The organism is Lentzea sp. NPDC020367, assembly GCF_044387305.1.
Classification (GTDB): domain Bacteria; phylum Actinomycetota; class Actinomycetes; order Mycobacteriales; family Pseudonocardiaceae; genus Lentzea.
In genome coordinates, this window is sequence record NZ_JBIRVV010000001.1 from 1,212,730 (window position 1) to 1,237,109 (window position 24,380).

At 70.3% G+C, this 24,380-nt stretch carries 30 protein-coding genes; 17 read left to right on the forward strand and 13 right to left on the reverse strand.

Annotated features, from left to right (window positions below):
* Positions 1-4 precede the first annotated feature (4 nt).
* Complete coding sequence (locus tag ACH413_RS05515) at positions 5-706, forward strand: aminoglycoside phosphotransferase family protein (protein ID WP_360036406.1); 702 nt, start codon at positions 5-7, stop codon at positions 704-706.
* 9 nt (positions 707-715) lie between these two features.
* Complete coding sequence (locus ACH413_RS05520) at positions 716-1,522, forward strand: DUF3097 domain-containing protein (RefSeq protein ID WP_360036409.1); 807 nt, start codon at positions 716-718, stop codon at positions 1,520-1,522.
* Here the strand turns inward: ACH413_RS05520 and ACH413_RS05525 are convergent, their stop codons facing one another.
* The gene (locus ACH413_RS05525; RefSeq protein ID WP_360036412.1) at positions 1,523-1,939 is read right to left on the reverse strand and encodes a DUF3592 domain-containing protein; all 417 of its coding nucleotides are present in this window, start codon (positions 1,937-1,939) and stop codon (positions 1,523-1,525) included.
* 110 nt (positions 1,940-2,049) lie between these two features.
* On the opposite strand from ACH413_RS05525, the gene ACH413_RS05530 reads away from it, so the two are divergent.
* The 5 genes from ACH413_RS05530 (at position 2,050) to ACH413_RS05550 (ending at position 6,791) form a co-directional block, all read left to right on the forward strand.
* Positions 2,050-2,475: an NfeD family protein gene (locus ACH413_RS05530; RefSeq protein WP_093603168.1), complete on the forward strand. Its 426-nt coding sequence runs from the start codon at positions 2,050-2,052 to the stop codon at positions 2,473-2,475.
* A gap of 35 nt (positions 2,476-2,510) precedes the next feature.
* Positions 2,511-3,725, forward strand: coding sequence for an SPFH domain-containing protein (locus ACH413_RS05535; protein WP_360037256.1), 1,215 nt, complete (start codon positions 2,511-2,513; stop codon positions 3,723-3,725).
* A 181-nt stretch (positions 3,726-3,906) separates the two neighbouring features.
* Entirely contained in the window at positions 3,907-4,329 is a 423-nt protein-coding gene (locus ACH413_RS05540; RefSeq protein WP_360036415.1) for a YciI family protein, read from the forward strand.
* A gap of 26 nt (positions 4,330-4,355) precedes the next feature.
* Positions 4,356-5,630 (forward strand): RNA polymerase sigma factor, encoded by a 1,275-nt coding sequence (locus ACH413_RS05545; protein WP_360036418.1) that lies wholly within the window; start codon positions 4,356-4,358, stop codon positions 5,628-5,630.
* A gap of 69 nt (positions 5,631-5,699) precedes the next feature.
* Positions 5,700-6,791: a hypothetical protein gene (locus tag ACH413_RS05550; RefSeq protein WP_360036421.1), complete on the forward strand. Its 1,092-nt coding sequence runs from the start codon at positions 5,700-5,702 to the stop codon at positions 6,789-6,791.
* A gap of 36 nt (positions 6,792-6,827) precedes the next feature.
* Here the strand turns inward: ACH413_RS05550 and ACH413_RS05555 are convergent, their stop codons facing one another.
* A complete protein-coding gene (locus tag ACH413_RS05555; protein ID WP_360036424.1) occupies positions 6,828-8,252 on the reverse strand; it encodes an amidase in 1,425 nt (474 codons plus the stop codon).
* A 50-nt stretch (positions 8,253-8,302) separates the two neighbouring features.
* On the opposite strand from ACH413_RS05555, the gene ACH413_RS05560 reads away from it, so the two are divergent.
* Together ACH413_RS05560 and ACH413_RS05565 are read left to right on the forward strand one after the other, a co-directional pair.
* Positions 8,303-8,815 carry a hypothetical protein gene (locus ACH413_RS05560; protein WP_360036427.1) on the forward strand — a complete coding sequence of 171 codons (513 nt, stop codon included), beginning with the start codon at positions 8,303-8,305 and terminating at the stop codon, positions 8,813-8,815.
* Between the two features lie 107 nt (positions 8,816-8,922).
* Positions 8,923-9,786 carry a pentapeptide repeat-containing protein gene (locus tag ACH413_RS05565; RefSeq protein WP_360036430.1) on the forward strand — a complete coding sequence of 288 codons (864 nt, stop codon included), beginning with the start codon at positions 8,923-8,925 and terminating at the stop codon, positions 9,784-9,786.
* Here the strand turns inward: ACH413_RS05565 and ACH413_RS05570 are convergent.
* Positions 9,774-10,274, reverse strand: coding sequence for a CGNR zinc finger domain-containing protein (locus ACH413_RS05570; protein ID WP_360036433.1), 501 nt, complete (start codon positions 10,272-10,274; stop codon positions 9,774-9,776). The genes ACH413_RS05565 and ACH413_RS05570 overlap by 13 nt on opposite strands.
* A 25-nt stretch (positions 10,275-10,299) precedes the next feature.
* On the opposite strand from ACH413_RS05570, the gene ACH413_RS05575 reads away from it, so the two are divergent.
* Both ACH413_RS05575 and ACH413_RS05580 read left to right on the forward strand, forming a co-directional pair.
* Positions 10,300-10,506 carry a hypothetical protein gene (locus ACH413_RS05575; protein WP_360036437.1) on the forward strand — a complete coding sequence of 69 codons (207 nt, stop codon included), beginning with the start codon at positions 10,300-10,302 and terminating at the stop codon, positions 10,504-10,506.
* Positions 10,493-11,107, forward strand: a complete 615-nt coding sequence (locus ACH413_RS05580) for a TetR/AcrR family transcriptional regulator (protein ID WP_360036440.1) — start codon at positions 10,493-10,495, stop codon at positions 11,105-11,107. The genes ACH413_RS05575 and ACH413_RS05580 overlap by 14 nt, the downstream gene beginning before the upstream one ends.
* Here ACH413_RS05580 and ACH413_RS05585 read toward each other — a convergent pair.
* Genes ACH413_RS05585 through ACH413_RS05595 form a run of 3 tightly spaced genes read right to left on the reverse strand, consistent with a single transcriptional unit; the run spans position 11,061 to position 13,069 of the window.
* The gene (locus tag ACH413_RS05585; RefSeq protein WP_360036443.1) at positions 11,061-11,675 is read right to left on the reverse strand and encodes a hypothetical protein; all 615 of its coding nucleotides are present in this window, start codon (positions 11,673-11,675) and stop codon (positions 11,061-11,063) included. The genes ACH413_RS05580 and ACH413_RS05585 overlap by 47 nt on opposite strands.
* Positions 11,676-11,679: 4 nt before the next feature.
* Positions 11,680-12,195: an AAA family ATPase gene (locus tag ACH413_RS05590; RefSeq protein ID WP_360036446.1), complete on the reverse strand. Its 516-nt coding sequence runs from the start codon at positions 12,193-12,195 to the stop codon at positions 11,680-11,682.
* Between the two features lie 10 nt (positions 12,196-12,205).
* On the reverse strand, positions 12,206-13,069 hold the full coding sequence (locus ACH413_RS05595; protein ID WP_360036448.1) for a sucrase ferredoxin: 864 nt from the start codon (positions 13,067-13,069) through the stop codon (positions 12,206-12,208).
* A 110-nt stretch (positions 13,070-13,179) separates the two neighbouring features.
* Here ACH413_RS05595 and ACH413_RS05600 point away from each other — a divergent pair, with 110 nt between their 5' ends.
* Entirely contained in the window at positions 13,180-13,551 is a 372-nt protein-coding gene (locus tag ACH413_RS05600; RefSeq protein WP_360036451.1) for a DoxX family protein, read from the forward strand.
* On the opposite strand, the gene ACH413_RS05605 is transcribed toward ACH413_RS05600, so the two are convergent.
* Both ACH413_RS05605 and ACH413_RS05610 read right to left on the reverse strand, forming a co-directional pair.
* On the reverse strand, positions 13,548-13,871 hold the full coding sequence (locus tag ACH413_RS05605; protein WP_360036454.1) for a hypothetical protein: 324 nt from the start codon (positions 13,869-13,871) through the stop codon (positions 13,548-13,550). The genes ACH413_RS05600 and ACH413_RS05605 overlap by 4 nt on opposite strands.
* The gene (locus ACH413_RS05610; RefSeq protein WP_360036457.1) at positions 13,868-14,455 is read right to left on the reverse strand and encodes a PadR family transcriptional regulator; all 588 of its coding nucleotides are present in this window, start codon (positions 14,453-14,455) and stop codon (positions 13,868-13,870) included. The genes ACH413_RS05605 and ACH413_RS05610 overlap by 4 nt, the downstream gene beginning before the upstream one ends.
* A 49-nt stretch (positions 14,456-14,504) precedes the next feature.
* Between ACH413_RS05610 and ACH413_RS05615 the strand changes: the two genes are divergently transcribed.
* Positions 14,505-15,203: an SDR family oxidoreductase gene (locus ACH413_RS05615; RefSeq protein ID WP_360036460.1), complete on the forward strand. Its 699-nt coding sequence runs from the start codon at positions 14,505-14,507 to the stop codon at positions 15,201-15,203.
* 57 nt (positions 15,204-15,260) lie between these two features.
* Positions 15,261-15,890, forward strand: a complete 630-nt coding sequence (locus ACH413_RS05620) for a 50S ribosomal protein L11 methyltransferase (protein WP_360036462.1) — start codon at positions 15,261-15,263, stop codon at positions 15,888-15,890.
* 10 nt (positions 15,891-15,900) lie between these two features.
* Here ACH413_RS05620 and ACH413_RS05625 read toward each other — a convergent pair whose 3' ends face one another.
* The 3 genes from ACH413_RS05625 to ACH413_RS05635 are packed head-to-tail and all read right to left on the reverse strand — an operon-like array spanning position 15,901 to position 18,706.
* Positions 15,901-16,827 carry a 2-oxoglutarate and iron-dependent oxygenase domain-containing protein gene (locus ACH413_RS05625; RefSeq protein WP_360036463.1) on the reverse strand — a complete coding sequence of 309 codons (927 nt, stop codon included), beginning with the start codon at positions 16,825-16,827 and terminating at the stop codon, positions 15,901-15,903.
* A gap of 41 nt (positions 16,828-16,868) precedes the next feature.
* Positions 16,869-17,618 carry a ZIP family zinc transporter gene (locus ACH413_RS05630; protein WP_360036465.1) on the reverse strand — a complete coding sequence of 250 codons (750 nt, stop codon included), beginning with the start codon at positions 17,616-17,618 and terminating at the stop codon, positions 16,869-16,871.
* 2 nt (positions 17,619-17,620) lie between these two features.
* Positions 17,621-18,706, reverse strand: coding sequence for an epoxide hydrolase (locus ACH413_RS05635; RefSeq protein ID WP_360036467.1), 1,086 nt, complete (start codon positions 18,704-18,706; stop codon positions 17,621-17,623).
* Positions 18,707-18,758: 52 nt separating this feature from the next.
* On the opposite strand from ACH413_RS05635, the gene ACH413_RS05640 reads away from it, so the two are divergent.
* Positions 18,759-19,703 carry a YafY family protein gene (locus ACH413_RS05640; RefSeq protein WP_360036469.1) on the forward strand — a complete coding sequence of 315 codons (945 nt, stop codon included), beginning with the start codon at positions 18,759-18,761 and terminating at the stop codon, positions 19,701-19,703.
* Between the two features lie 2 nt (positions 19,704-19,705).
* The gene (locus ACH413_RS05645; RefSeq protein ID WP_360036471.1) at positions 19,706-19,972 is read left to right on the forward strand and encodes a hypothetical protein; all 267 of its coding nucleotides are present in this window, start codon (positions 19,706-19,708) and stop codon (positions 19,970-19,972) included.
* Here the strand turns inward: ACH413_RS05645 and ACH413_RS05650 are convergent.
* Both ACH413_RS05650 and ACH413_RS05655 read right to left on the reverse strand, forming a co-directional pair.
* A complete protein-coding gene (locus ACH413_RS05650; RefSeq protein ID WP_360036474.1) occupies positions 19,920-22,829 on the reverse strand; it encodes a hypothetical protein in 2,910 nt (969 codons plus the stop codon). The two genes, ACH413_RS05645 and ACH413_RS05650, sit on opposite strands and share 53 nt — an antisense overlap.
* Positions 22,830-22,858: 29 nt before the next feature.
* Positions 22,859-23,428 (reverse strand): cadmium resistance transporter, encoded by a 570-nt coding sequence (locus ACH413_RS05655; RefSeq protein ID WP_396424876.1) that lies wholly within the window; start codon positions 23,426-23,428, stop codon positions 22,859-22,861.
* Between the two features lie 77 nt (positions 23,429-23,505).
* On the opposite strand from ACH413_RS05655, the gene ACH413_RS05660 reads away from it, so the two are divergent.
* The gene (locus ACH413_RS05660) at positions 23,506-24,372 is read left to right on the forward strand and encodes an SDR family NAD(P)-dependent oxidoreductase (protein ID WP_360036477.1); all 867 of its coding nucleotides are present in this window, start codon (positions 23,506-23,508) and stop codon (positions 24,370-24,372) included.
* Positions 24,373-24,380 lie beyond the last annotated feature (8 nt).

Here is a 24,380-nt window from a genome sequence, read left to right on the forward strand (position 1 = left end):
TTGAGTGATCGATGACGCCGCCAGAGCCCGCCTGATCCGACGTTTCGGCACCGGCGTGACCGGGTGGATCGACGCCCTGCCCGACCTGGTCGCCACGCTCACCGCCCGCTGGGGCCTCACCCTGGTCGAACACCTGCCCGGCGGCACCGGCACCACGTTCCTGTGCACCTCCGCGGTCCTCAAGCTCACCCCGGACCACGACATCGCCGTGCACGAGGCCAGAGCACTCGCCGCCTGGTCCGGCACCCCCGCGATGGTCGACCTCCTCGACGCCGACCTCGCCCGCGGCGCGCTGCTGCTGCGCAGAATCCAGCCCGGCAGCCCGGCCACAGACCCCGCCAAGGTCGTCCCGCACCTGCACGAGGCCAGCCCGAAAGGCTTCCCGCCGCTCAAGGCCCGCGTCGACTTCCTGTTCGAAACCGTGCTCACCCGCCGCACCGGCACCTACTACGCCACCGAACACCACCGCGCCCGCAAACTCGCCCAGGACGACGTCAAACCCGTGCTGCTGCACGGCGACATGCACCCCGGCAACGTCCTGCAAGGCCCCGACGGCCCGATCGCGATCGACCCCCGTGCCTGCGTCGGCGACCCGGCCGTCGACTGGCTGGACTTCGTGCACGGCGGCTACGACCTGCACGGCGCCGACGTCGACCTGGACCGCGTCCACGAGTGGCTCACCGCCTTCAAACCCTTCTACGGTTAGGGTTCCCCGGTGCGTTCCCACGACTACGGCCGCGACATCCTGTCGACCCCGAAGCGCAAGAAGGTCCCCGAGATCACGGCCGAACCCGGCCTCGTCGTCGAGGACCCCGCCAGCGGCTTCTGCGGGGCCGTCGTGAAGTTCGAGTACGGCCAGGTCGTCCTGGAGGACCGCCACGGCCGGCGCCGGCTGTTCCCGCTCAACCCCGCCGGCTTCCTCATCGACGGCAAGCCCGTCACCCTCGTCAAACCCATGCCGCAGCCGCAGCAGGCGAAGATCACCGCGTCCGGCTCGGTCAAGGTCGAAGGTCTGCGCGCGCAGACCGCCAAGGCCAGCCGCATCTGGGTCGAGGGCAAGCACGACGCCGAACTCGTCGAACGCGTCTGGGGCCACGACCTGCGCGTCGAGGGCATCGTCGTGGAACCCCTGCACGGCGTCGACGAACTCCCGCAACGCATCCACGACTTCGGCACCGCCCCGCACCGCCGCCTCGGCGTCCTGGTCGACCACCTCGTCGCGAACTCCAAGGAACAACGCGTCGTCGACCAGATCCGCGACGACAACGTCCTCGTCACCGGCCACCCCTACGTCGACATCTGGCAGGCCGTGAAGCCCGCGGCCGTCAAGATCAAGGCGTGGCCGCAGATCCCGCGCGGCGTCGACTGGAAGACCGGCGTGTGCACCGCGCTGGGCTGGGGCGAGACGTGGGAGGGCTGGCAGCGCGTCCTGAACTCGGTGAGCAGCTACCGCGACATCGAGTCCGACCTGCTCGGCGCCGTCGAACGGCTCATCGACTTCGTCACCGTGCCCCAGGACTGATCACTCGGGCCTGCGCGCGCGAGTCCAGGCGATGAGGTTCATGCCGAGCGAGCCCACCGCCACGACGCCCAGCATCACGCCCAGCACCCAGAACACCTGGTCGTTGTCGGCCAGCGCCGCGTCCACGACCCGGCCGTCGCGCAGGTCGTAGCGCACGGTCACGCGCGTCCCCTGCTCGTGCTTGGACCCGTTCTCCGACAGGATCTGCACCTGCCTGCCGCCATCGGGCAGCGGGTACTCGACCTTCAGCGAGGCGCTCTTGCCGGACTTGATCCGCTCGAGCACCGTCGCCTCGGCGCTGGCCCAGGACCGCTGCTCGGCCGCGGACTGCAGCACGATCACCAGCCCCACGATCGCGCCGACCAGGACGAGCCCGGACACGAACCGGCCCCTGCTCGACTTCACCGACTTCGCCATCACGCCTCCTTCGCCGGAATCATCTCCCGTTGATCGATTTCGTTACGGTCCGGGGCCCAGCACGGTGAATCTCGGAGCCCGGTGCTCCCCGTTGGTGTATGTATGGGCTCATGGCCGCGCTGATCTGGCTGATCGTCGGGATACTGCTCGTCGTCGCCGAGGTTCTCTCCGGTGACTTCGTGCTGGTCATGCTCGGCGCCGCCGCGCTGGCCGCGGCGGGCGTGTCCGCACTGGGTGCCGCCGACCTGGTGAGCGTGCTCGTCTTCGCGGCCTCGTCGGTGGGCCTGATCGTCGGGGCCCGGCCGCTGCTCAAGAAGCGGCTGCAGCTCGGCTCGGGGATCAGGATGCACCACGAGGCGCTGCTGGGCGGCAGGGCCATCGCGTTGTCCAAGGTGGACGAGCACGGCGGGCAGGTGAAGATCGGCGGCGACACCTGGAGCGCGCGCACCCTCGACGGGTCCGTGGTCGAAGCAGGAGAAGCCGTCACCGTTGTCGAGATCTCGGGCGCCGTCGCCGTGGTGATAGCCGCGGTGTGAGCGCCCGCAGAAGGGTGTGAACCGAGTTGGACCCGATCACCGCTGTGGTCGTGGCCGTAATCGCGATCTTCGTGCTGACCATCGCCGTCAAATCGGTGCTGGTCATCCCGCAGGCGCAGGCCGCCGTCATCGAACGCCTCGGCCGCTACCGCAACACCGCGGCACCCGGCCTGAACATCATCGTGCCGTTCATCGACAAGGTGCGGGCCCGCATCGACCTGCGCGAGCAGGTCGTGTCGTTCCCCCCGCAGCCGGTGATCACCCAGGACAACCTCACGGTGTCCATCGACACCGTCGTGTACTTCCAGGTCACCGAGCCGCGCTCCGCGGTGTACGAGATCTCCAACTACATCGTCGGTGTCGAGCAGCTCACCATCACCACGCTGCGCAACCTCGTCGGTGGCATGAGCCTGGAAGAGACGCTGACCTCGCGTGACCACATCAACGGTCAACTGCGCGGCGTCCTCGACGAGGCGACCGGCCGCTGGGGCCTGCGCGTGGCCCGCGTCGAGCTCAAGTCCATCGACCCTCCTCCGTCCATTCAGGACTCGATGGAGAAGCAGATGCGCGCCGACCGCGAGAAGCGCGCCATGATCCTCACCGCCGAGGGCCAGCGCGAGTCGTCGATCAAGACCGCGGAGGGCCAGAAGCAGTCGCAGATCCTCGCCGCGGAGGGCGGCAAGCAGGCCGCGATCCTGTCGGCCGAGGGTGAGCGGCAGTCGCAGATCCTGCGGGCGCAGGGTGAACGTGCCGCCCGCTACCTGCAGGCGCAGGGTCAGGCCAAGGCCATCGAGAAGGTGTTCGCCGCGATCAAGGCGGGCAAGCCCACGCCGGAGGTGCTGGCCTACCAGTACCTGCAGACGCTGCCGCAGATGGCGCAGGGCGACGCGAACAAGGTCTGGATGATCCCGTCCGACTACGGCAAGGCCCTCGAAGGGTTCGCCCGCATGCTCGGCGCGCCCGGTGACGACGGCGTGTTCCGCTATGAGCCGCCGGCCGCCGAGGAGGGTGAGACGTCGCGCCCGGAGGACGAGGACGAGTCGGTCGCCGCCTGGTTCGACCTCAAGTCCGACCCGAAGGTCGCCGAGGCCGTCGCCGCCGCGGAGGCGGTGGCCCGTCAGGAGGTGCCCGGTCCGCTCAGCGGCATGCCGCGTCCGGTCGGCCGTTCCGCGCCGCTGCCGGAACTGGCCGGGTCGGAGTTCGAGAGCGAGCAGCCCCGGTCGTTGCACCAGCCGGAAGACCAGGTCTGAGGCAACAGACACGCCGAGCGGCCCATCCCGATCACCGGGGTGGGCCGCTCAGTCGTTTCACCAGCGAAAACAGAAAACTTCAAGAAAATCCGGTGGCTGTGTCGATCGAACGCCCGGCCCGTTCGACCTTGGCGTGAAAGGGTCCACAACGGACCCGCACGAACCACTGGGAGAGCACATCATGAAGTTCATGCTGATCTGGCGAGTGGCCTCCGACGAGGCGTGGGCCAACCTCGGTGAGATCGACTTCGACCAGATGCTCGAGACCGTCGGCAGGTTCAACGAGGAGCTCATCGAGGCCGGCGTGCTGATCGCCGCCGAAGGCCTCGCTCCCGCCGAGGAGGGCGTGGTCGTCGACTTCTCCTCCGAACCGCCCGTCGTCACCGACGGCCCGTACGGGGAGACCAAGGAGCTGTTCAACGGCTTCTACCTGATCAACGTCCCCACCATCGAGGACGCCATCGGGTGGGCCAAGCGCACCCCGATGACCGCCGCCGGGTTCAAGACCGAGATCCGCCGCGTCCCGACGATCGACGAGTTCCCGCAGGACAACGAGTGGATCAAGAAGGAACGGGCGTGGCGCGAGTCCACCGGCCAGCTCTGATCGCACGTTTGGTTTGATCTGGCCTCATGAGCGACCCCACCGGACGCAAGGCCGTGGCCGCGGTGTGGCGCATCGACTCCGCGAGGATCATCGGTGCGCTCACCCGCTACACCGGCGACTTCGCGCTGGCCGAGGACCTCGCGCAGGAGGCACTGGCCGAAGCGCTGGTGACCTGGCCGCGCGAGGGCGTGCCGAACAACCCGGCCGGTTGGCTGCTCACCGTCGGACGGCGGCGCGCGATCGACGCGTTCCGCCGCCGCAGCGCCCGTGACGAGAAGTACGCCGCGATGGCCCACCACCTGCCCGAGGGCGGCGCGTTGACCGGTGCCGAGCCCGGCCCGGCACCCGATGACGTGCTGTGGGACCCGGACCAGATCGACGACGACACCCTCGCCCTGATGTTCACCTCGTGTCACCCGGTGCTCTCGCGCGAGTCCGGGGTGGCGCTGACGTTGCGCGTCATCGGCGGCCTGACCAGCGACGAGATCGCGCGGGCGTTCCTGGTGCCCACCGCGACCGTGCAGGCCCGCATCACGCGCGCCAAGAAGACCCTCGGCGCCGCCGGCGTGCCGTTCGAGGTGCCGCCGGTCGACGAGCGTCCCGCGCGGCTGGCCCAGGTCCTGAGCGTGGTCTACCTGATCTTCACCGAGGGCTCGTCCGCGAGTTCCGGTGACGAGGTCATCCGCTTCGACCTGGCCGGGGAGGCGCAGCGGCTCGCGCGGATCCTGTCGCGGTTGATGCCGGAGGAACCCGAGGTCCACAGCCTGCTGGCCCTGCTGGAACTGACCGCCGCCCGGTTCCCGGCCCGTCGCGGTCCCGACGGCGAGACCGTGCTGCTCGAGGAGCAGGACCGGCGGCGCTGGGACCGTTCCGCCATCGCGCGGGGCCGGGCCGCGCTCGCGAAGGCCGCCGACGCCGGTCGCGGGTACGGCTACTACGGGCTGCAGGCCGCGATCGCCGAGTGCCACGCGCTGGCGTCCTCGGTCGAGGAGACGAACTGGGGCCGCATCGTCGCCCTGTACGAGGGGCTGGGCAGTCTCGCGCCGTCCCCGGTCGTGGACCTCAACCGCGCGGTCGCCGTGTCGATGGCCCAGGGGCCCGCCGCGGCCCTGCCGATCGTCGACTCGCTGGCGTCGAGCGACGCGTTCAAGGACTCGCACCAGCTACCGGGCGTGCGCGGAGAGTTGCTGCGCCGTCTGGGCCGGGTCCAGGAGGCCCGCACCGAGCTGGAGCAGGCCATTCGTCTCTGCGGCAACGAACGCGAGCGTGCCGTGCTGACCCGGAAGCTGGCCGAACTGTAGGCAGTCGAACACCGACGGTGAACCTTAAATCCGTTAGGGCGACATCGGTGGCACTCGACCAGGTGACGCGTGAATGATGTTGTGATGGACTCGTTGCCCGCCACCGTGGCCTCCGCGCTCGCCGAGGCCGACGGCGAGGGCACCGACTGGCCGGTGCAGTGGCAGGCGCTCACCGCCGTGTCCGTCGAGCTGCAGTCGTTGCTGGTCACCGATCCCGGCCCCGCGCTGGTCGCGTTGATCGAGCGGATCGTCACGCAGCTGGCCGACGGTGTCGCGGGCAGCCGCCGGCACCGCGTCGAACTCGCCGAACTGGCCCATCGCGTCCTGAGCACCCACGCCCTCGCGTGCGCCGAGACCAGGCCCGACCCGCTGCGGCTGGCCGACTGGCTGCTCGACCTGCAGCTGCACCACCCCGACGCGCCCGACGTCAGCCTCGCCGCCTACGCCGACTCGCTCGACGACGACGGCCTCGCCCGGTACCGGGAGCGGGCGGTGGCGTTGTTCGAGCCCCTGGCGGTGATCGGGTTCGGCGAGACCGGCCGCTACGACCGCGCCCGCTGGGCGTTGCTGCGCGTCATGGAGGAGCTCGCCGAGTACACCGAGGACGTCGACCTGCAACTGCTGGTGCTGTCCAAGGACCTGTCCTCGGGCTGGCACTACCTGCAGGTCGCGACCGTGCTGCGGGACAACGGCCGCTCCGAGGAGGCCCTGGAGTGGGTCGAACGCGGGTTGCGCGCCGTGGGCGGGCGAGGCGCGGCGCTGCGGCTGATCGACCTCGCCGTCGAGGAACACCTGCGCCGAGGCACACCCCAGCGGGCGGTGGAGGTGTGCCGGGAGGCGTTCTTCGCCCGCCCGAACCTCGACGTCTACCTCAAGATCCGCGCGCTGGTCGTGCACACCGACGAGTGGCCGCCGTTGCGCGCGGAACTGGTGAACCACCTCGTGCACGACGGCAGCCGCCTCGCGGTCGAGGTCTACCGGCGCATCGTCGAGGTCGAGCTCGCTCGGCGCGGCATCGAGGAGCAGGACCTGGTGGTCGAACTGCTCGAACAACTACGCGGCCTGCAGCCCGACGCGTTCGCCGACTACCTGGACCACATCAAGTCGCGGCACGTGGCCGACCGGGAACTGCTCGACGAGTTGTCCCGGCGCGGATTCTGACCAATACCGATTCGGATAGTCCGTACTCGTACTATCCTATTTCGCATGATCGAGGCCGGACGGGATCCGGTCCGCCCACGGCCGGGCACGCTCCAGCTGGGCGGACACCGACAGCAGCGTGCACTCGTCGTGCTGGCGGCCCACGAGTTGCACCGCCAGCGGCAGGCCCGCCGAGGTGCGGCCGGCGGGTACGCAGGCGGCCGGGTTGCCGACGATGTTCCACAGCGGCAGGAACGTCGTGTAGTGCGACGCCGCGAGCAGCGCCGTGACGACGTTGCGGCCGTCCCACTCGCCCACGCGGATCGGCGGACGGGTCAGCGCCGGGGTCAGCAGCACGTCCACCGAGGTGAACACCCGGTTCGCGTAGGCGGTGAGCGTCGCGTCGTCCTTGCCCGCCCAGCGCACCGCGCCACGCGGGATGCGGCGGCCCAGCTCACCGACCGCACGCGTGCGGGCCTCGACGAGGTCCGGGAACTCCATCCCCGTGCGCGCGAGATAGGCGTTGTGCAGGTACCGGGCCGCGAACTGCGTGGAGGCGGTGACGTCACGCATCGGCGGGTCGAGGCGCACCACGTCGTGGCCGAGGTCGGTGAGCAGCGCGGCGGTGTCCTGCACGACGTCGCGGACCTCATCGGCGATGGCGATGCCCGGCCCCCACGGCCGCAGCGACACCCCGATCCGCAGCCGGCCCGGATCGGTGCGCGCGGCCTGGGTGAAGCTCGTGCGCGGCGGATGGGCGACGTGCGCGTCACCGGGCATGGCGCCGTGGATCTGGTCGGCCACCAACGCCCAGTCCGCGACCGTGCGGGTGATGGGCCCCGCCACGACGAGCCCACCCCACATCTCCGGTTCCGGCGACAGCGAGACGCGGCCGCGCTGGGGCTTGAGCCCGAACAGGCCCGTCACCGCCGCGGGGATGCGGATCGACCCGGCGCCGTCGGTGCCGATCGCGGCCGCCGCCAGTCCCGCCGCCACCGCCGCGGCCGAACCACCGCTGGAACCACCGGGCGAGTGCGTCAGCGACCACGGGTTGCGCGTCGGACCGGCCCAGGAGCTCTCGGTGTAGGGCCACAGGCCCAGTTCTGGCATGCGGGTGCGGCCGATGATCACCGCCCCGGCCTCGCGCAGCCGCGTGACGATCGCGGAGTCCGCCGGCTGCGGGGTGCGGGCGGCGTTCGTGCCCTTGGTCGTGGGCAGGCCGTGCAGCGCGATGTCCTCCTTGACCGCGATCGGCACGCCCAGCAGCGGCAGGTCCTCGCCCGCGGCCCTGCGTTCGTCCGCCCTCGTGGCCTCCGCCAGGGCCTGCTCGGCGAAGACCAGCCGGAACGCGTTGAGCCGCGGGTCGATCCGCTCGATGCGCCGCAGGTGCTCGGCGACCAGGTCGCGCGCGCTCACCTCGCCGGACCGCACGGCGTGCGCCTGCCTGGCCGCCCCGGCGAAACACAGCTCCGTCAGCTCCATGAACCGACCCTAAGCGCCCACAGGTGATCTACGGAATGGGAGTAGCACGCATGAGAGTCCTCGCGATGGCCGCCGCGGTCCTCGTCGCCGTGAGCACGACCCTGGTGTCGTCGTTGCCCGCGCACGCCTACCCGGACGTCACCCGTGCCGACCTGATCAACCGGGCCAGGTCGTGGCTCACGGCCGGCCCCGGTCACGGCCCGGTCCCCTACAGCCAGCAGGCGAGGTTCGAGGGCTACCGGCAGGACTGCTCCGGCTACGTCTCGATGGCCGCGAAGATCGACCAGCCCGGGAAGATCACCACCGACCTCGCCGACCGCCTGCACTCCAAGCCGATCTCCCTGGCCGAGCTGCGGTGGGGCGACATCATCGTCAACACCACGGGGGACACCGCCGACGGCCGGCACGTCGTCATCTTCGAGAAGTGGGCCGACCCCTACCGGACCGCGTACCACGCCTACGAGCAGCGCAGCGTCCACGGCACGACCTACCGCGTCCTGCGCTACGGCATCTCCCAGGCCGACAACTACTGGCCGCGGCGGCTGCTCAACGTGATCGACTGAGACGCCCCTGATGCCCACCGGCTGTCACGGCCGGTGGGCTGGGCGTTGAACACCGGGTTGAACTCCGCCACTGTCCGGGGTGATGACCCAGGTCACATCATCGAGTCATGTCCCTTCTCTCGCGCTGGCTCACAGCGACCTCCGGTGTTCTGACCGTCGCGGCGGTGACGTGGGGCCGGCGACGGCGGACACCCGGCCCGGCGCCGCGCAGCCTGTCGCCGCTGCAGGACATCCGCGCCCGGCTGCTCGCTCCTGAGTCCGATGTGCGCCTGGGCGGGCTGCGGGACTGGGTCGCCCACGGGGAGAGCCGCGCCGAGCACCGGCAGCCCGCGCTGGACGTGCTGTGCGAGGCGCTGCGGGAGCTGCCGTGGCCGGGCACCGCGGTCGACCAGCGGTGGCGCAGCGTCCTGCAGGCCTCGCTGGCCGCGCGCCTGCGACCGGGCCCTGGGTTCTGGCTGGGCAGCGACGTGGACCTGCGCCACACCACGCTGGTCGACTTCGACCTGTCGGAGTGCCGGCTGCGCGACGCCCGGTTCGACGGCACCCGGTTCCTCGGTGACGCGCGGTTCGACCAGTCGACGTTCCTCGGGACGTTTCAGGCGCGCGGCGCGTTCTTCGCACGGCACGTGCAGCTCACACGGTCGGTGTTCGCCCGTGGCCTGGGGCTGCGCGGGGTGACGGTGTGCGGCAACGGCGAGCTGTCGCACATCCACGTCGCCGGTCCGGCGGTGCTGCGCGGGACGCGGTTCTCCGGGCGCGCGGACTTCACCTGCTCGCGGTTCGGCTCCGAGCTGGACTGCTCACGGGTGCGCTTCGGTGGGCGGGCGGTGTTCCGCCGTGCCTGGTTCGCGGGTGCCTCGTCGTTCGCGGGCGCGTGGTTCCGGGGCCGCGAGGACTTCGTGGACGCCGCGTTCGGGGGCGAGTCGTCGTTCGAGAACGCCCGGTTCGGGCACCGCGTTCACGCCGACTGACGACTCCGGTGGTTCGCCACCGCCACGCGGTTCGCGCACTTGGTCGAGCAGAACCTGCGCCTGCCGTTGCGGCTGGTGTCGACGAACACCGTGTCGCAGCCCTCGCGGCCGCACCAGCCGATGCGCCCGGCGTCCTCGCAGAACAACGCCGCCATGCCCGCCGCCGTGTAGGCCTTCAGCCGCACGTCGGTCGGCGCGTCCTCACGGGCGTAGTGCAGGTGCGGGGCGCGTCCGTCGTGCGTGGAGATGTAGTGCGTGGTCGACGATCGGGCCAGCAGCTCGTTGAGCAGCTCCACGGTCGGCTCCCGGAACACCTGCCGCAGCCGTTCGATCCAGTCTCGTACGTCACGTTCCTGGCGGGCGTCGAGCGAGCCCAGCGGCTTGTAGTCCGAGGCTTTCAGCACGTCGAGCAGCCGATCGGCCGGATCGGCGTTGACCAGCTTCGCGGCGAGCTCGGCGGCCGCCCCGCCGTAAGGGTTGAAATGCACTAGACCATGACATCAGGCTTGGCTCATGATCGCCACCTGCCCCGCCTGCCACTGGCCCTGCTCGACCGCCGTCTCCTCGCACGGCCCGGTCGCCTACGTGCGCTGCGTCTGCGGCCTGTTCCTCGTGCTCGAACGCGGCGTCCTCACCGCGACCGCCGGGACCAGCACGTTCGCCCCGGCACACCACAGCCGTGGTGATCTTGCTAGTGTCCCGGACCGTGAGCCGTCGTGAGCTTCTGTGCGACACCGCGATCCAGATCCTCGCGGTGGAAGGCGGCCGGGGCCTGACCCACCGCGCGATCGACCGCGAGGCCGGCGTCCCCATCGGCACCACCAAGAACTACTTCCCGACCCGCGAGTCCGTCCTCACCGCGTGCGCCGCCCGCATGACCTCACTGCACCAGGCCGCCGTGCAACGCCTGCGCGAGACCACCCCGCCCGACATCACCGCCACCGACGTCGCCGAGCTCTACCCGGCCCTGCTGCGCCGCGCGGTCGCCGACGACCCGACGCAGATGCTCGCGATGGTCGAGCTCTACCTGGAGGCCGTCCGCCGCCCCGGCGTGCGCGAGGCGCTCTCGGGCATGGTCCTCGCCAACGCCGAGGCCGGCGCCGCCCTGCAACAGGCGGCGGGCCTGCCGTCCACGGTCCGCGACACGGGCCTGCTCGACGCCTACTTCCTGGGCGTCGCGATCTCCCTGCTCGCCCTGCCGGCCGAAACGCTGAAGACCGTCGGCCTCAACGACCCCTACGCGCTGGGCATCGGCGTGTTCTCCGCGACCGTGCCTAACGCCGGCCGGTCACCAGAACGGAGATCAGCAGAATCAGGCTGAGCACCGCCATCACCCCGCACGCCACCGTGAACACGGTCGGCCCGGTGAGCACCGCGACAGCGCCGGTCACGAGCGTGACAGCACCGAGGACCACCGCCGTGTACCGCTTGTGCCTGCTGCGCAGCGGTGCGCGGGTGGCGTCGAGGCAGTGCGTGGTCAGCGTGCTGACGATGAGACGGCTGTTCTGCGTGGTGCCGCTGATGTGCAGCATCGCGCCGTCGGAGAAGCGCAGCGTGCAGTCGGGCTCGAGCTGCTCGGTGGCGTCGATCGTGCTCACCTGATCCCACCTCCAGAACCGGGTCACGCCGCCGATGACGTGCGCGATGCCGTCGTCGTGGAGCTCGATCACCTCGGGCCTGCGTGCCTTGCGCAGCAGCAGGAAGGCGGCCGGGGCGTTGAGCCCCAGCGGGATGAGCGCGAAGACCAGCCCGTTCTCGGCGCCGTCGAGGTCGATCACGAACGACAGCGCGACCATCGCCGCGCACGCGAGCGAGAGGACCAGCAGGACGCGGCCCAGGACACGGCGCCGGTCCGTGCCGACGAGGTGAGTGCTGCGCAAGGTGCCCATTCGATCAACTTAGTTCGGCGAGCAGTGCCGCGTAGGTCTGTTCGAGATCACCGGTGGCGTCGATGACCGTCGTGCCGGGGGTGAGGTAGGCGGTGACGCGCTCGTGGCTGTGCCGGATGACGGTCTCGCCGCCCAGCGCGTCGACGACGTGGTCGATGTGGTGTTCGCGGTTGCGGTAGCGGTCGATCGCGGTCTCGGGTGGGGTGAGCAGCACGAATTCGACGTAGCCGGCGCCCGCGGAGGTGGCCGCGTGGGCGAACTTGTCGCGTTCGGTGTGGCGCATGATCAGCTGCGGCATCACGACGTCGTTGCCCGAGGCCAGGTGGGTGGCGGCCATGGCGAGTGCGAGCGGGCGGACGAGGTCGACCGCGCCGTAGAAGTCCTCGCGCCAGCCGCCGACGAGGCGGACGAGTTCGTCGGCGTCGAGGTCGAGGGTCCTGGGGTGAGCGGCGGCGTAGCGGGCGGCCAGTGTGGACTTGCCGACGCCGGTGGGGCCGTTGAGGTGGATCAGCCGAGGCACTCGATCAAGGCTAGCGGCACACCCTCACCAGCTCGTCGATCGCCGTCGCCACCAGCGCGATCGCGATGTCCGGCGACTTGCCGCAACTGGCCGGCCGCGGCGGCACGGGCTGCTCGGTCAGCGCCACCCGCCACTCCCGTCCGTCGTCGTGCCGCACGGTCGCGGAGTCCGCGGTCTCGCCGACGACGGTGAGCACGTCGCGGGTCTCGCCGATCCGCGAGCGGACGGCGACCTCGGCCACCTGACCCCGCGGGGTGAAGCAGGAGCGGCCCCGGCAGCGGTCGGCGAGGATGCCCTCGGTGACGACGCGGTGGGCCAACTGGTGGTCGATTCGCCCGTACAGGTGACCGGTGGGCAGCAGCACGCCGGTGGGGGCGAAGCGGTGGCCGCCGGTGTGGGTGCACTCCCACAGGTTGAGCGCGGTGGCGATCGGGCGGCCGTACAGGGCGCAACAGACGTCGCGTTTGCTGTTGGTGCAGATCAGCAGCAACGGGTCGGCGACCGGGGTGCCGAACGCGGTGGAGCGGCCCGCGCCCAGTTCCTCGAAGTCGAGTTCGAGGGCTTCCTCCGGGGTGGCCAGGTCGGCCTGTTCCAGCCACGAGGCGCCGGGCTTCGTCGAGGCCAGGTACAGGCGCCGGGTCGCGGGGACGTGGGTGTCGGCGTGTTTGCCGGGGCGGCGGATCAGCAGGATGCGCACGCCTGTGCCGGCGGCGCGGCGCTGCAGTTCGGCGCCCAGTTCGGGGTCGAGGTGGCTCTCCAGCAGGGCGTCGCGGCCCCACGGGCCCGGCTGTTCCAGGCACAGCCACGCGGTCGCGGTCGCGGCCGTGCCGGCCAGCGGTTCGCCCGCGAAGTCGGAGAGTATCGAGCACCTCATCTGCACACCCTATACGGCCGTTCGGGTGATGACTAAGGACACCCTTACTCAATCGGTGTGACCTCGAACATCAGTGGTTGTCGTGCGGAGCGAGGGCTAGGTTTTCGTTCATGAACCTCGCGGTGTGGATCGTCTCGGGACTGCTGGCGGCCCTCTATCTCATGGCGGGCTTCACCAAGCTGCTCAAGACCAAACAGGATCTGCTGGCCGAGCCGCGCATGTCGTGGGTCGGGGACTTCACCGACGGGCAGGTCAAGGGCATCGGCGCGGTCGAGGTCGCGGGCGCGATCGGGCTTGTGCTGCCGTGGCTGACCGGCATCGCGCCGATCCTCACCCCGATCGCGGCCATCGGCCTCGCGCTGGTGCAGGTGGGTGCCGCGATCACGCACATCCGGCGCGGCGAGGGCGCCACGGTGCCGGTCAACCTGGTGCTGTGCGCGCTCGCGGTGTTCGTCGCCGGCGTGCGCTTCGGTCAGCTCTAGCCTTCGAGCCGCCGCACGCGGTCGCGCATCGAGGCTTCGAGTTTGGCGCGGTAGCCGAGGAACAGCTTGTTCGCCAGGTAGGGCGCCCAGTTGCCCTGCTTGGCGATGTTGTAGACGCGGTGCCGCACCAGCGCGCCCTCGGGATGCGGGTGCAGCGAGTCCTCGCCGCGGTACCACCAGTCGCCCCAGTAGGCGATCACGCCCTGGTCGCGGTCCACGAGCCGGTGCGACCCGGACTCGCCGGCGTCGGCGAACATCCGTGCGCGCACGTCCTCCAACGGCGCGTGCACCACGCCGGTCACTTCGAAGAGCAATCTCATCGGTGTCTGTCCTCCCAGGTGTCGTAGCCGCCGACGGTGCCCTCGCGGGTGGCGGTGGCGAACCAGGACAGCCAGGCGCGTTCGGCGCGCAGCATGGCCATCCGGTAGTCGAGTTCGATCCACGCGAGCTGCGGCAGCCCCATGCCCGCGAGCTTCTCCAGCAGCACGGCCAGCGCGGTGAGCTGCTCGGCCACGGCGGCCTCACGGCGCTGCACGACCTCCAGCGCGTCGGCCGGCGGCAGCAGCCCGACCATCGAGATCCCGGCCTCGAAGCGCGGGTACTCCCTGGCCGGTTCGGCGATCAGCGAGCGCAGCCAGTCGTGCAGCTCCGCCGTGCCCGCGTCGGTGACGGCGTAGACGGTGCGCTCGGGCCGGTTGCCGGCCTTCTGCACGGCCGAGGCGGCGATCAGCTCGTGACGGGTCAGGGACTCCACCACGGTGTACAGCGAGCCGTAGTTGAGCTTGATGACCTCCTCCTGGTGGCGTTCCCGCATGGTCTGCGCCATCTCGTAGGGGTGCATGGGCCGCTCCGACAGCAGCGCCAGCACCGCGAGGGCCAGGGGGTTCGTGCGCTTGAACGTCATATCCGCTCCCGTATATCCGGCGCCGAGTATACGGGTTAGGGTGGGCGGCATGACAACGGTGATCACCGGGGGAAGCCGGGGTATCGGTGCCGCGACCGCGCGCAGGCTCGTGCGCGACGGGCACCGGGTCGTGATCAGCTACCGCCAGGCCGCCGCCGAGGCGCGGGCGCTGGAGAAGGAACTCGGCGTGCTGGCCGTGCGGGCCGACACCGCCGACGAGGACGACGTGGCGCGTCTGTTCGACGCGGCCGGCGACGACATCACCGGCGTGGTCAACAACGCGGGCATCACCTCCCCGTCCGGCCCGCTGGCCGAGTTGCGCACCGAGGACCTGCGCCGCGTGGTCGACGTCAACGTCATCGGCGCGTTCTTCGTCGCACGGGAGGCGGCGCGGCGGATGACCGGTGGCTCGATCGTGAACGTGTCCTCGGGGGCGGCGACGCTGGGCAGTCCGGGGGAGTACGTGCATTACGCCGCCACCAAGGCCGCCGTCGACGCGCTCACGATCGGACTGGGCAAGGAGCTCGCGCCGCGCGGGATCCGGGTCAACTGCGTGCAGCCCGGCACGATCCGCACCGACATCCACCAGCTCTCCGGTCAGCCCGACCGCCCCGACCGCGTCGCCTCCCGGATCCCGCTCGGCCGCCCCGGTGAGGCCGACGAGATCGCGAACGCCATCGCGTGGCTGCTCTCGGATGAGGCGTCCTACACGACGGGCACGATCCTGCGGGTCGCCGGCGGCATGTGAAGGTGTGGCCTTTCGACTCTGCGGGCGGTGTTCGCGCTGCCCGTAGGCTTCTCCGTCATGTCCGCGCCCACGCTCACCGACTTCGTGCTCGCCAACACGACGCTGGCCCCGGTGCCGCTGGTGCCCGAGGTGCTGCTGCACAGCGCGGCCGAGGCGATGGACCTGTGGGAACTGACCCACCACGACCAGCCGCCGTTCTGGGCGTTCCCGTGGGCGGGCGGCCAGGCCCTCGCCCGGCACCTGCTCGACCACTCCGGGCTCGTGCGCGACAAGAAGGTGTTCGACCTGGCCTCCGGTTCCGGGCTGGTCGCGATCGCCGCCGCCATCGCCGGGGCGGAGGTGGTGACCGCGAACGACATCGACCCCCTGGCGCTCGCGGCCGTGGAGCTCAACGCGGTGGCCAACGTCGTCACGGTCAGCACCCTGGGCGGTGACCAGCTCGACAGCGACGCCCACGGCGCCGACGTGGTGCTGGCCGGCGACGTCTTCTACGACGCGGAGATCACCGCGCTGGTGCTGCCGTTCCTGACCAGGGCCGCCGCACGGGGCGCGCTCGTGCTGCTCGGCGACCCGGACCGCGCGCACCTGCCCCGCGACCTGTTCACCGCGCAGGCCCGCTACGAGGTGCCGGTGCCGTTGACGCTGGAGAGCACCGAGACCCGCAGCGCCACCGTCTGGCGGGTCTAGCCCGCCGAACTCATTCGATCGAGATGGCGTCGAGCTTGGCCCGCAGGTACTCGCCTCCGCCCACCTCGGGGTAGCGGCCGTCGAGCGACACGATCCGCGCGTCGTGGTCGGTGTTGTAGAAGAAGATCAGCGACACCAGGTCCTCGTCGGGTGCTGCGGCGTCGGGTGGCAGGACGCGGTGCGGGGTGGAGCGCCACCGGTCGGAGGTCCAGCGGGCCATCAGGTCGCCGATGTTGACGGTGAAGGCGGCCGGGTCGAACGGCGCGTTCTCCCACACCCCGTCGAGGGTGCGGACCTGCAGGCCGCCCACGCCGTGCTGGCGGTCCAGGATCGTGACGGTGCCGAAGTCGGTGTGCTCGCCGATGCGGAACTGCCCCAGCCCCGCGGACCCGACCTGCCGCAGCGGCGGGTAGTGGTTGACGTTGAGCGTGTACGAGGCGTTGCCGGTGTGCCGGGTGAACAGGGTCCCGGGGTCGCCCAGGGCGACGGCGAAGATCGTCAGCAGCTCGTCGGACAGCGCCCGCATCCGCGCCACGTACTCGGTCACGGCCGCCTCGAGGCCGGGGACCTGGGTGGGGAAGACGTTGGGGCGGAAGAAGAACGGGTCGCCGCCCGCTGGATCGTCCGAGCCGAACGCCAGCGTCTCCTTCAGGTCCGGCGGTGCCATCGCCCCGTCGGCGCGTCCGGTCGCCTGCACGTCGGGCGGCAACCAGCCCCTCCCGCCCGTGCGCACCGCGTAGGGCTGCTTGTCGGGGGTGGGCAGGGCGAAGAACTCCCGGGTCAGCGCTCGGGTCCGCGCGCGCAGCTCGTCCGGGACGCCGTGCCCGGTGATCAGCAGGAACCCCGACTCGCGCAGCGCCGCGTCGACGCGGCCCGCCACCTCGGCACGGCGCGTGCCGTCGAACCATCCGGACAAGTCCACCAGCGGAACACCCATGACCGCACTCCTACCGCCACTGCGGGCGGCGCGCCAGCCGGTCAGCCGAGCCGTTCCACCACGAACGCCGTCAGGAACCCGGCGGTGGTGCACAGCCCGGTGTAGAGGCGGGCGCGTTCGTAGGCCTCGGGGATCATGGTGTCCGCGATCATCGCCAGGATCGCTCCCGCCGCGACAGCCGTGATCACGGCGATGAGCTGTGGTGACGCGCCGTCGAGCAGCAGATTTCCGGCCGCCGCGGACAGCCCGCTGGCGACCGCGATCGCACCCCACACCCCGAACACGTAGCGGGGTCCGCGCCCGGCCTGCTTCATGCCGGCGACGCTGGACAGGCCCTCGGGGACGTTCGAGATGACCACCGCCGCGAGCATCGCCACCCCGACCCCGCCGCCGCTGAGCAGGGACACGCCCAGCACGACCGACTCGGGTATGCCGTCGAGCAGCGCGCCCACGGCGATCGCGGTGCCGCTGCCGGCCTGGTCGGTCTCGGTCGGCTGGTTGCTGCTGCGCTTGCGATGCCGCGCGCCGTGCCGGGCCAGCAGCAGGTTCGCCAGCACGTAGCCGACCGCGCCGCCGAGGAAACCGGCGGAGGTGGCGAGCAGGCCGCCGGTCTTCTCCGCCTCGTCCATCAACTCGAACGCCGCCGCCGCGGTCAGCACCCCGGCGCCGAACGCCATCACCACGGCCACGACGTCGCGGGGCACGCGCAGGAACCAGGCGACGAGCGCGCCCACCACGAGCGCCCCGCCGCCTGCCAGTCCCCAGATCCCTGCTTCCACCCACTGCGGCACCGCTACATCTTGGCGAAGAACACCTTCAGGTCGCCCGCCAGCAGCTCCGGCGAGTCGTGCCCGGAGTAGTGCCCGCCCGTCTCGAACTCCGACCAGTGCACCAGGTTGTGGTGATCGCGCTCGGCGAAGCGGCGGATGGTCTGGAAGTCGTCGGGGAAGATCGCGACGCCCATCGGCACCGTCGTCGGCTCGGTCGGCTGGTCCTCGCGGTGCGCGTCCTCGAAGTACAACCGCGCGCTCGACCCGGCGGTCGCGGTGAACCAGTAGATCGCGACGTTCGCGAGCAGGAAGTCCTTCGTGACGGCCGGCTCGCCCATCAGCTGCATCGTCCAGGCGAGCTGACCGACGGGGGAGTCCGCGAGCGCGAACGCCACGTTCTGTGGCCGCGCCTGCTGCAACTTCGCGTAACCCGACATCGTCTCCCAGAAGTTCTGCAGCACCCCGAGCCGGCGGTAGTCGTCCTCGCTCAGGCCCTCCATCTCGGCCGGGTCACCCGAGGGGAACGAGAAGATCTGCGTCACGTGCACGCCCACGACGTGCTCGGGGTCGACCTGCCCGACCTGCGGCGCGATGATCGCTCCCGCGTCGTTGCCGTGCACCCCGTAGCGCTGGTAGCCCAGCCGCGCCATCAGCTCCGCGAACGCCTTCGCGATCCGACCGGAGTGCCAGCCCGTCTCGGTCGTCGGCCCGGAGAACCCGAAGCCGGGGATCGAGGGGATGACCAGGTGGTGGTCCTCGCGCAGGTGCTCCACGACGTCCACGAACTCCATGACCGAGCCGGGCCAGCCGTGGATCAGCATGATCGGCAACGCGTCCGGGTTCGGACTCGTGACGTGCAGGAAGTGAACGTTCGTGCCGTCGATCTCGGTGACGAACTGCGGGAAGGAGTTGAGCCGCGCCTCCACGGCCCGCCAGTCGAACTCCCCGGCCCAGTACCGCGCCATCTCCTTGACGTCCGCGACGTCGTCGCCGTAGAGCGACCCGGCCCCCGGCACCTGGTCGGTCCACCGCGTCCGCGTCAGACGAAGCCGCAACTCGTCGATGTCGGCGTCGTCGACCGCGATGTGGAATTCCCTGATCTCCGTCATAACCCGAGGCTAACGACACTTGCGGCCAGACTCTGTCCTAAAGTGTCCGTCCATGTTGGAAACATCGGCGCGCCTGCTGCGCCTGCTCGCCCTGCTGCAGTCACGCCGCGACTGGCAGGGCAGCGAACTGGCCGACGAACTGCGCATCAGCCCCCGCACAGTCCGCCGCGACGTAGACCGCCTGCGCGAACTCGGCTACCCGGTCAACGCCACCACAGGTTCGTTCGGCGGCTACCGCCTCGGCGCCGGCGCCGAACTCCCACCCCTGCTGCTCGACGACAACGAGGCCGTAGCCGTAGCGGCCGCCCTGCGCACCAACGCCGTCACAGGCCTGGAAGAGGTCTCCCTGCGCGCGCTGCTCAAGCTCGAACAGGTCCTCCCGTCGCGCCTGCGCCACCGCGTCTCGGCGTTGGAACAGATCGAATCCGTCCCTCGCGACTCCCCGGCCCCGGCTCTCGACCCGGAGCTGCTGACGGTCCTGGCCGCGGCCTGCCGCGACAGCGACACCCTCCGCTTCGACTACCAGGCCCACGACGGCACCCCGACCCGCCGCCGAGTGGAACCCCACCGACTCGTCAACTGGGGCCGCCGCTGGTACCTGGTCGCCTGGGACGCCGACAAACAGGACTGGCGCAGCTTCCGCGTGGACCGCATCACCCCACCCCAACCACCTTTCGGCCCGCGCTTCGCCCCACGAGACTTCGACGCCACCACCTACGTCGCCTCCCGCGTGAACCAGGCCGCCTGGCGCTTCCAGGCCCGCGTCCTGGTCCGCGCCCCAGCCGACACCGTGGCCGCGCGCATCAACTCCTACATCGGCACCGTCGAAGCCGTGGACGACGCGTCCTGCGTACTCGTGACCGGCTCCGACTCGGTCGAAACGCTCGCCGTGTGGATCGGCATGCTCGGCTTCGACTTCGAGGTCACCTCACCACCAGAGCTGGTGGCACACGTTCGCTCTCTTGCGGCCCGCTACGCCCGCGCCGTACAAGACTGACCATGGCCATCACCGGACGGGACATTGAGCACCTGCTCTACACCGAGACGCCCGACCCGATCCTGGTCGTGCACAACGGGGAGGCGGAGATCGTGTCCGCCGCCGACCTCGGCTCCCGCGTGGGGGCGGTGGTGGTGTGTTCGCGGTCCGAGTTGTTGCGGCGGGTGGGGGAGCGCGATCTGAGCGAGCAGGAGTTGGCGGCACTGGCGGCCGAGTTCACCACTTCAACTCAACACCCAGCTCCTCCGCCGCCCGTCTGGCCTGCTTGACCAGGTCAGGCCGGATGCCGTAGGCCTCACGCGGGGTGAGTTGTTCCAGCACGATCCTGAGGTCGAACATGAGGGGAACGTCCGATGCCCTCAACCCAAGACTGTGCAGTCTCAGCAGGCCTTCCAGCTCGTCTTCGGTGCGCATGAGAAGGGACCTGTCCGCAAACCGCTGCATCAGCTCGATGTCGTTGCCACCGGTTCCCAGCCGCGCGAAGAACTCAGACGAGAAGTTGACGCCGCCATCGTCGGCCTCGTACAGCCGCTCCAGCGCGGGCAGACACCTCTCGATCGGGGTCGCCATCAAGTTGATCAGGGCTGCTGTCACGCCGATCCCGTGCTGGGACACCAGCGGGGTCACCGCGTCCCGCAACGTCATGCTGACCTCGTCCAAGGTCACGTACGGCTCCGACATCAGCAGCCACTCGTTGTGGACCTCGCGTTCGCGGTTGCTCAGACTCAACGCGAAGTGCCGGTCGGCGTCGCGCTCGACCCAGAACCACAGCACCACGCTCGCCCACTCGCCCGACGACAGCCGCGACTTCCAGAACAGGGCCAGCCGCTGCCAGTCGTCCACGCTCACGCCCAACTCGTCGGCGAAGAGCTTCTCCCGCAGCGCCAGTGCCAGCACCACCAGGTTGAGCGAGTACTTCGCGTCCCGCGCTGAGTCAGTCAACTCCACCGGCGAGTAGTCGCCGCGCTCCTTGCGGGTGTCGTCACGCGTCGCGAACAATCGCGAGACCAGGTCGAACAGCCCGTCCCGGTCAGACCGCGCCGCGAACTCCCGCAGGAAGTCCAGCACCGGTTTGCTCGTCACGAGCGCGGTGTAGGACAGCAGGGGGTAGAACTCGGCGTCGTCCGCGACGGCCTTGCGCCTGGGCCGGGCCCGATCCTCCTCCCGCAGCTCGGCGAGCCTGTTCCACACGAACCGCGCCACGAGGTACTCACCGAAGGTGGCGTGCAGGAACTCGTAGGTCCGCAGAGCGGTCTTGTCCTCGCGCATGGCCTCCGTCTTCTGCACGAAGAAGAACCGCCCCAGCACCGTCTCGCCTGCCGAGAGGGGAGTGCGCCTGCCCACCAGCCGGTCAGGGGAGTCCACCTCCAGCAACTGGGCCAGATCGGCCGTCACCTCGTGCTCGGCGATCCACTGCGCGCCGCGGTTGAACATCGCGAGCGCGACCACCGAAAGCCGGTCGAGTTCGTACTCGACGTCGCGATCCAGATCCGCAGGAGACCGGTCCGCGTCGTCCTTGGTCACCTCGCGGCGGGCGAACAGTTCGAGCAGGCGCTTGTACAGCTGCCCGCGGCTCAGGCTGAGGTGGTCCCGCTGGAACGAGTCGTCGACCGCGTCGTACAGCGCGAGCATCAGCAACAACAACGGCTGCGACGCGAGATCCGGATACCGCAGCGCCGTCTCGGCGGGCAGCGGACGGTTGACCGCGTTCCACACCTCCAGCCAGGACCGCACCTGGTCGTCGTCGAACGGCATCAACCGCACCACCTGCGTGCCCTGCGGCAGCTCCAGGCCCGCGCACACGCTCAACCGGCTCGTCACCACGAACACCGCCGGCCTGCCCATGTCCTCCAGCCGCTGCTGGAACTCGGCGATGACCGTCAGGTACCGCGTCTGGCTCACCCCGGTTGCCTGCAACAGCTCGTCGAAGCCGTCCAGCACCACCAACGGCAGCGCTCCGCCGGTCTTGCGGGAGAAGTCGGCCCAGCTCACCGGTTCCTGCAGCAACGCGCGCAGGCCGTGTTCGATCTGCTGCTCCAGACCGGCCTCGGCAGGAGCGCCACGCAACTCCACCCGCACCACGGCGAAGTCCGACGCCGGCAGCCGCGCCGCGAGCATCTCAGTCAGCATCGACTTGCCCGATCCCGGATCACCCAACACCAGCAGGGGAGCCTCCAGCGCCTCCGGCGAGGTCAGGTAGCCCGCCAGGTACGCGTAGAGATCATCACGGACAGGAACGTCGTCCCACCATGAGAGCAACGACGGCGCCGCGGCCCGTTCAGTCCCGATCACCACCTGGAACCGGGGATCGACGTAGGCGTCGGCGAGGCTGGGGATCCGCACGCCCTCGGGGGCCTCCGTCGACTTCACCAGCGGCCGCCGCAACGCGCCACGGTAGACGCCCGCCAGTTCCCTCAGCCGCACCTCGGGCGTCAAGTCGGTCGTGGTCTCACGCAGGACTTCTTCCAGCCGCGCCAGTGCTTTGCGCACCGACCGGCTGTCCTCGATCGCACACCAGAACCTGACCTCGGGGTACTCGGCGGCGAGTTGCCCGAGCAGCTCCTCGTACCGCTCGACCGCCCGTGTCGAGGTGCGCCTCACGGCCTCCCGGGTCCGGTCGCGCTCGGTCTCGTTGAGGCGGTCCCAAGGCGCCAGACTCGCCAGCGTTTCGAGCAATGCGTGGACGAGCTTGTCGTAGAGACGTTCCAGGAGGGCGAGGTTCTCCTCGTACGGGCGGCCCACAGAGGGAAGGGGGAGTTCGAGCTCCCACGGGTTGAGCTCGCCCGCCACCAGCACCCGGTCCCGCTCGGCGAGCTTCACACTGACCTGCTGCTCCTCGAACGCCTCGAAGAACGCCGTCATCACCAGAACCGCGTGCGCGGCGTGCAGTTGCTGTGTGCGGGTGTAGCGGGTGACACCGCGGCGTTTGGAGGAGATCTTGGAGATCAGCTCGTTGCTCAGCCGGATGAAGTCCGGCTTGGCGTCGAAGAGATCGAGTACCTGCCACAGCCCCAACGAGCCCGCGAGCAGCGCGCCGCCCAGGACCTTGTCCATGGCGGCGATGACCGGGTGGTCGCGGCCGCCGAGGATCTTGACGGCCTCGTTGTAGCTGTAGGTCTTTCGCACCCGAAATGTCTACCTGACAAGCGACGTGCTCAACCGGAGAACAACACCAAAAGACCAATCGCGATCAGGACGACCGGAAGAGCGATGTGGCCCCATTTGGCCAGGGCTCGGGCGACCACCTGACGGGAGGCCAGGAACCAGCCCGCCAGGCACCACACGCCGACCAGGAGCAGGAACACCACGAGGTAGACCCACAGCGAGTCCGCCACGGCGAAGACCGGGACGTAGACGCCGATGTTGTCGCCGCCGTTCGCGAGGGTCACGCCGGCCATCGCGAGGATGCCGGGAGCGGCGGCCGGTTCGTCCTCGTCGTCGGAGCCTCGCCACAGGGACCAGGCGGCTTTGAGGCCCAGCGCCAGGGGGATCAGGCCCAGCCACGGGCGGAACTGGGTCGGGAGCAGGGACGCGCCCAGGGCGCCGACAACGGCTATCGCGAGGATGGCGGTGAAGCCCAGGTACTGGGCCGTCACGACCTGCCAGGCCGACTTCGCCTGCGCGAAGAACAGTGCCAGGAGCACCAGGTCGTCGACGTTCGTCACCGCGAACATGCCTGCCGCCTGGCCGATCACCCCAAGATCCACGGCCGCATTCTCGCTCATCCTGGAAACGGATAGCTCATCCGTATGTGTGCTAGCGTCGATCTCAAGCGGATCAGCTATCCGGATTGGGGATTGTCGTGGCACGCAGAGCAGTGGTCACCGCGGGGACCGGCGGTATTGGACTGGAGACGGCGCTGGGACTTGCTCGGGCGGGGTTCGCCGTCACCGTCGTCGGACGCAACGCCGAACGTGGCGCGCGGGCCGTCGAGAGGATCAACGCCGGGGGAGGGGAGCCCGCGCGGTTCCTGCAGGCCGACCTCGCCTCGCTCGACGAGGTGCGTGCGCTCGCCACGCGGATCGCCGCGGAAGGGGAGGTGGAGGTGCTGGTCAACAACGTCGGCGCCATGTTCGCCGACCACACCGAGATCGACGGCCTCGAAGCGTCGTTCGTGGTCAACCACCTCTCGCCCTACCTGCTCACCGAGCTGCTGCTGCCAACGCTGACCGGGCGAGTCGTCAACGTGACCTCCGGGTCGATCGCGACCGCCAAGAAGGTGTTCGACGAGGTCGAGCCGCCCGGCGGCTACTACGGGTTCCACTGGTACGGACGCGCCAAGCTCGCGAACCTCGCCTACACCCTCGACCTCGCCCAGCGGCAGGACAAGGTCGCCGTGCTCGCCGCCGACCCCGGCGGCGCGGCCACCGACATGACCGACGGGACGTTGCGCACGCCCAAGATCGTGTCGCCCGGACTGCGGCTGCTGTGGCCGCTGGTCCGCCGCACGTTCGAACGGGCCACCTCCGGCCCCGCCTCCGTCGCCGCCCGGCCCTCGATCCTCGCCGCCACCGACACGACGCTGGCTTCAGGCACCGTGATCGGACGACGCGCCACCCCCGTGACGCCACACCGCGCGGCCATGGACCCACGCGTCCAACAGGCCGTGCGCAGGCTCAGCGAGAGGCACGCGCCACTCGTCCACGTTCCGGATGGCGTATCCAATTAGGCTGGAGA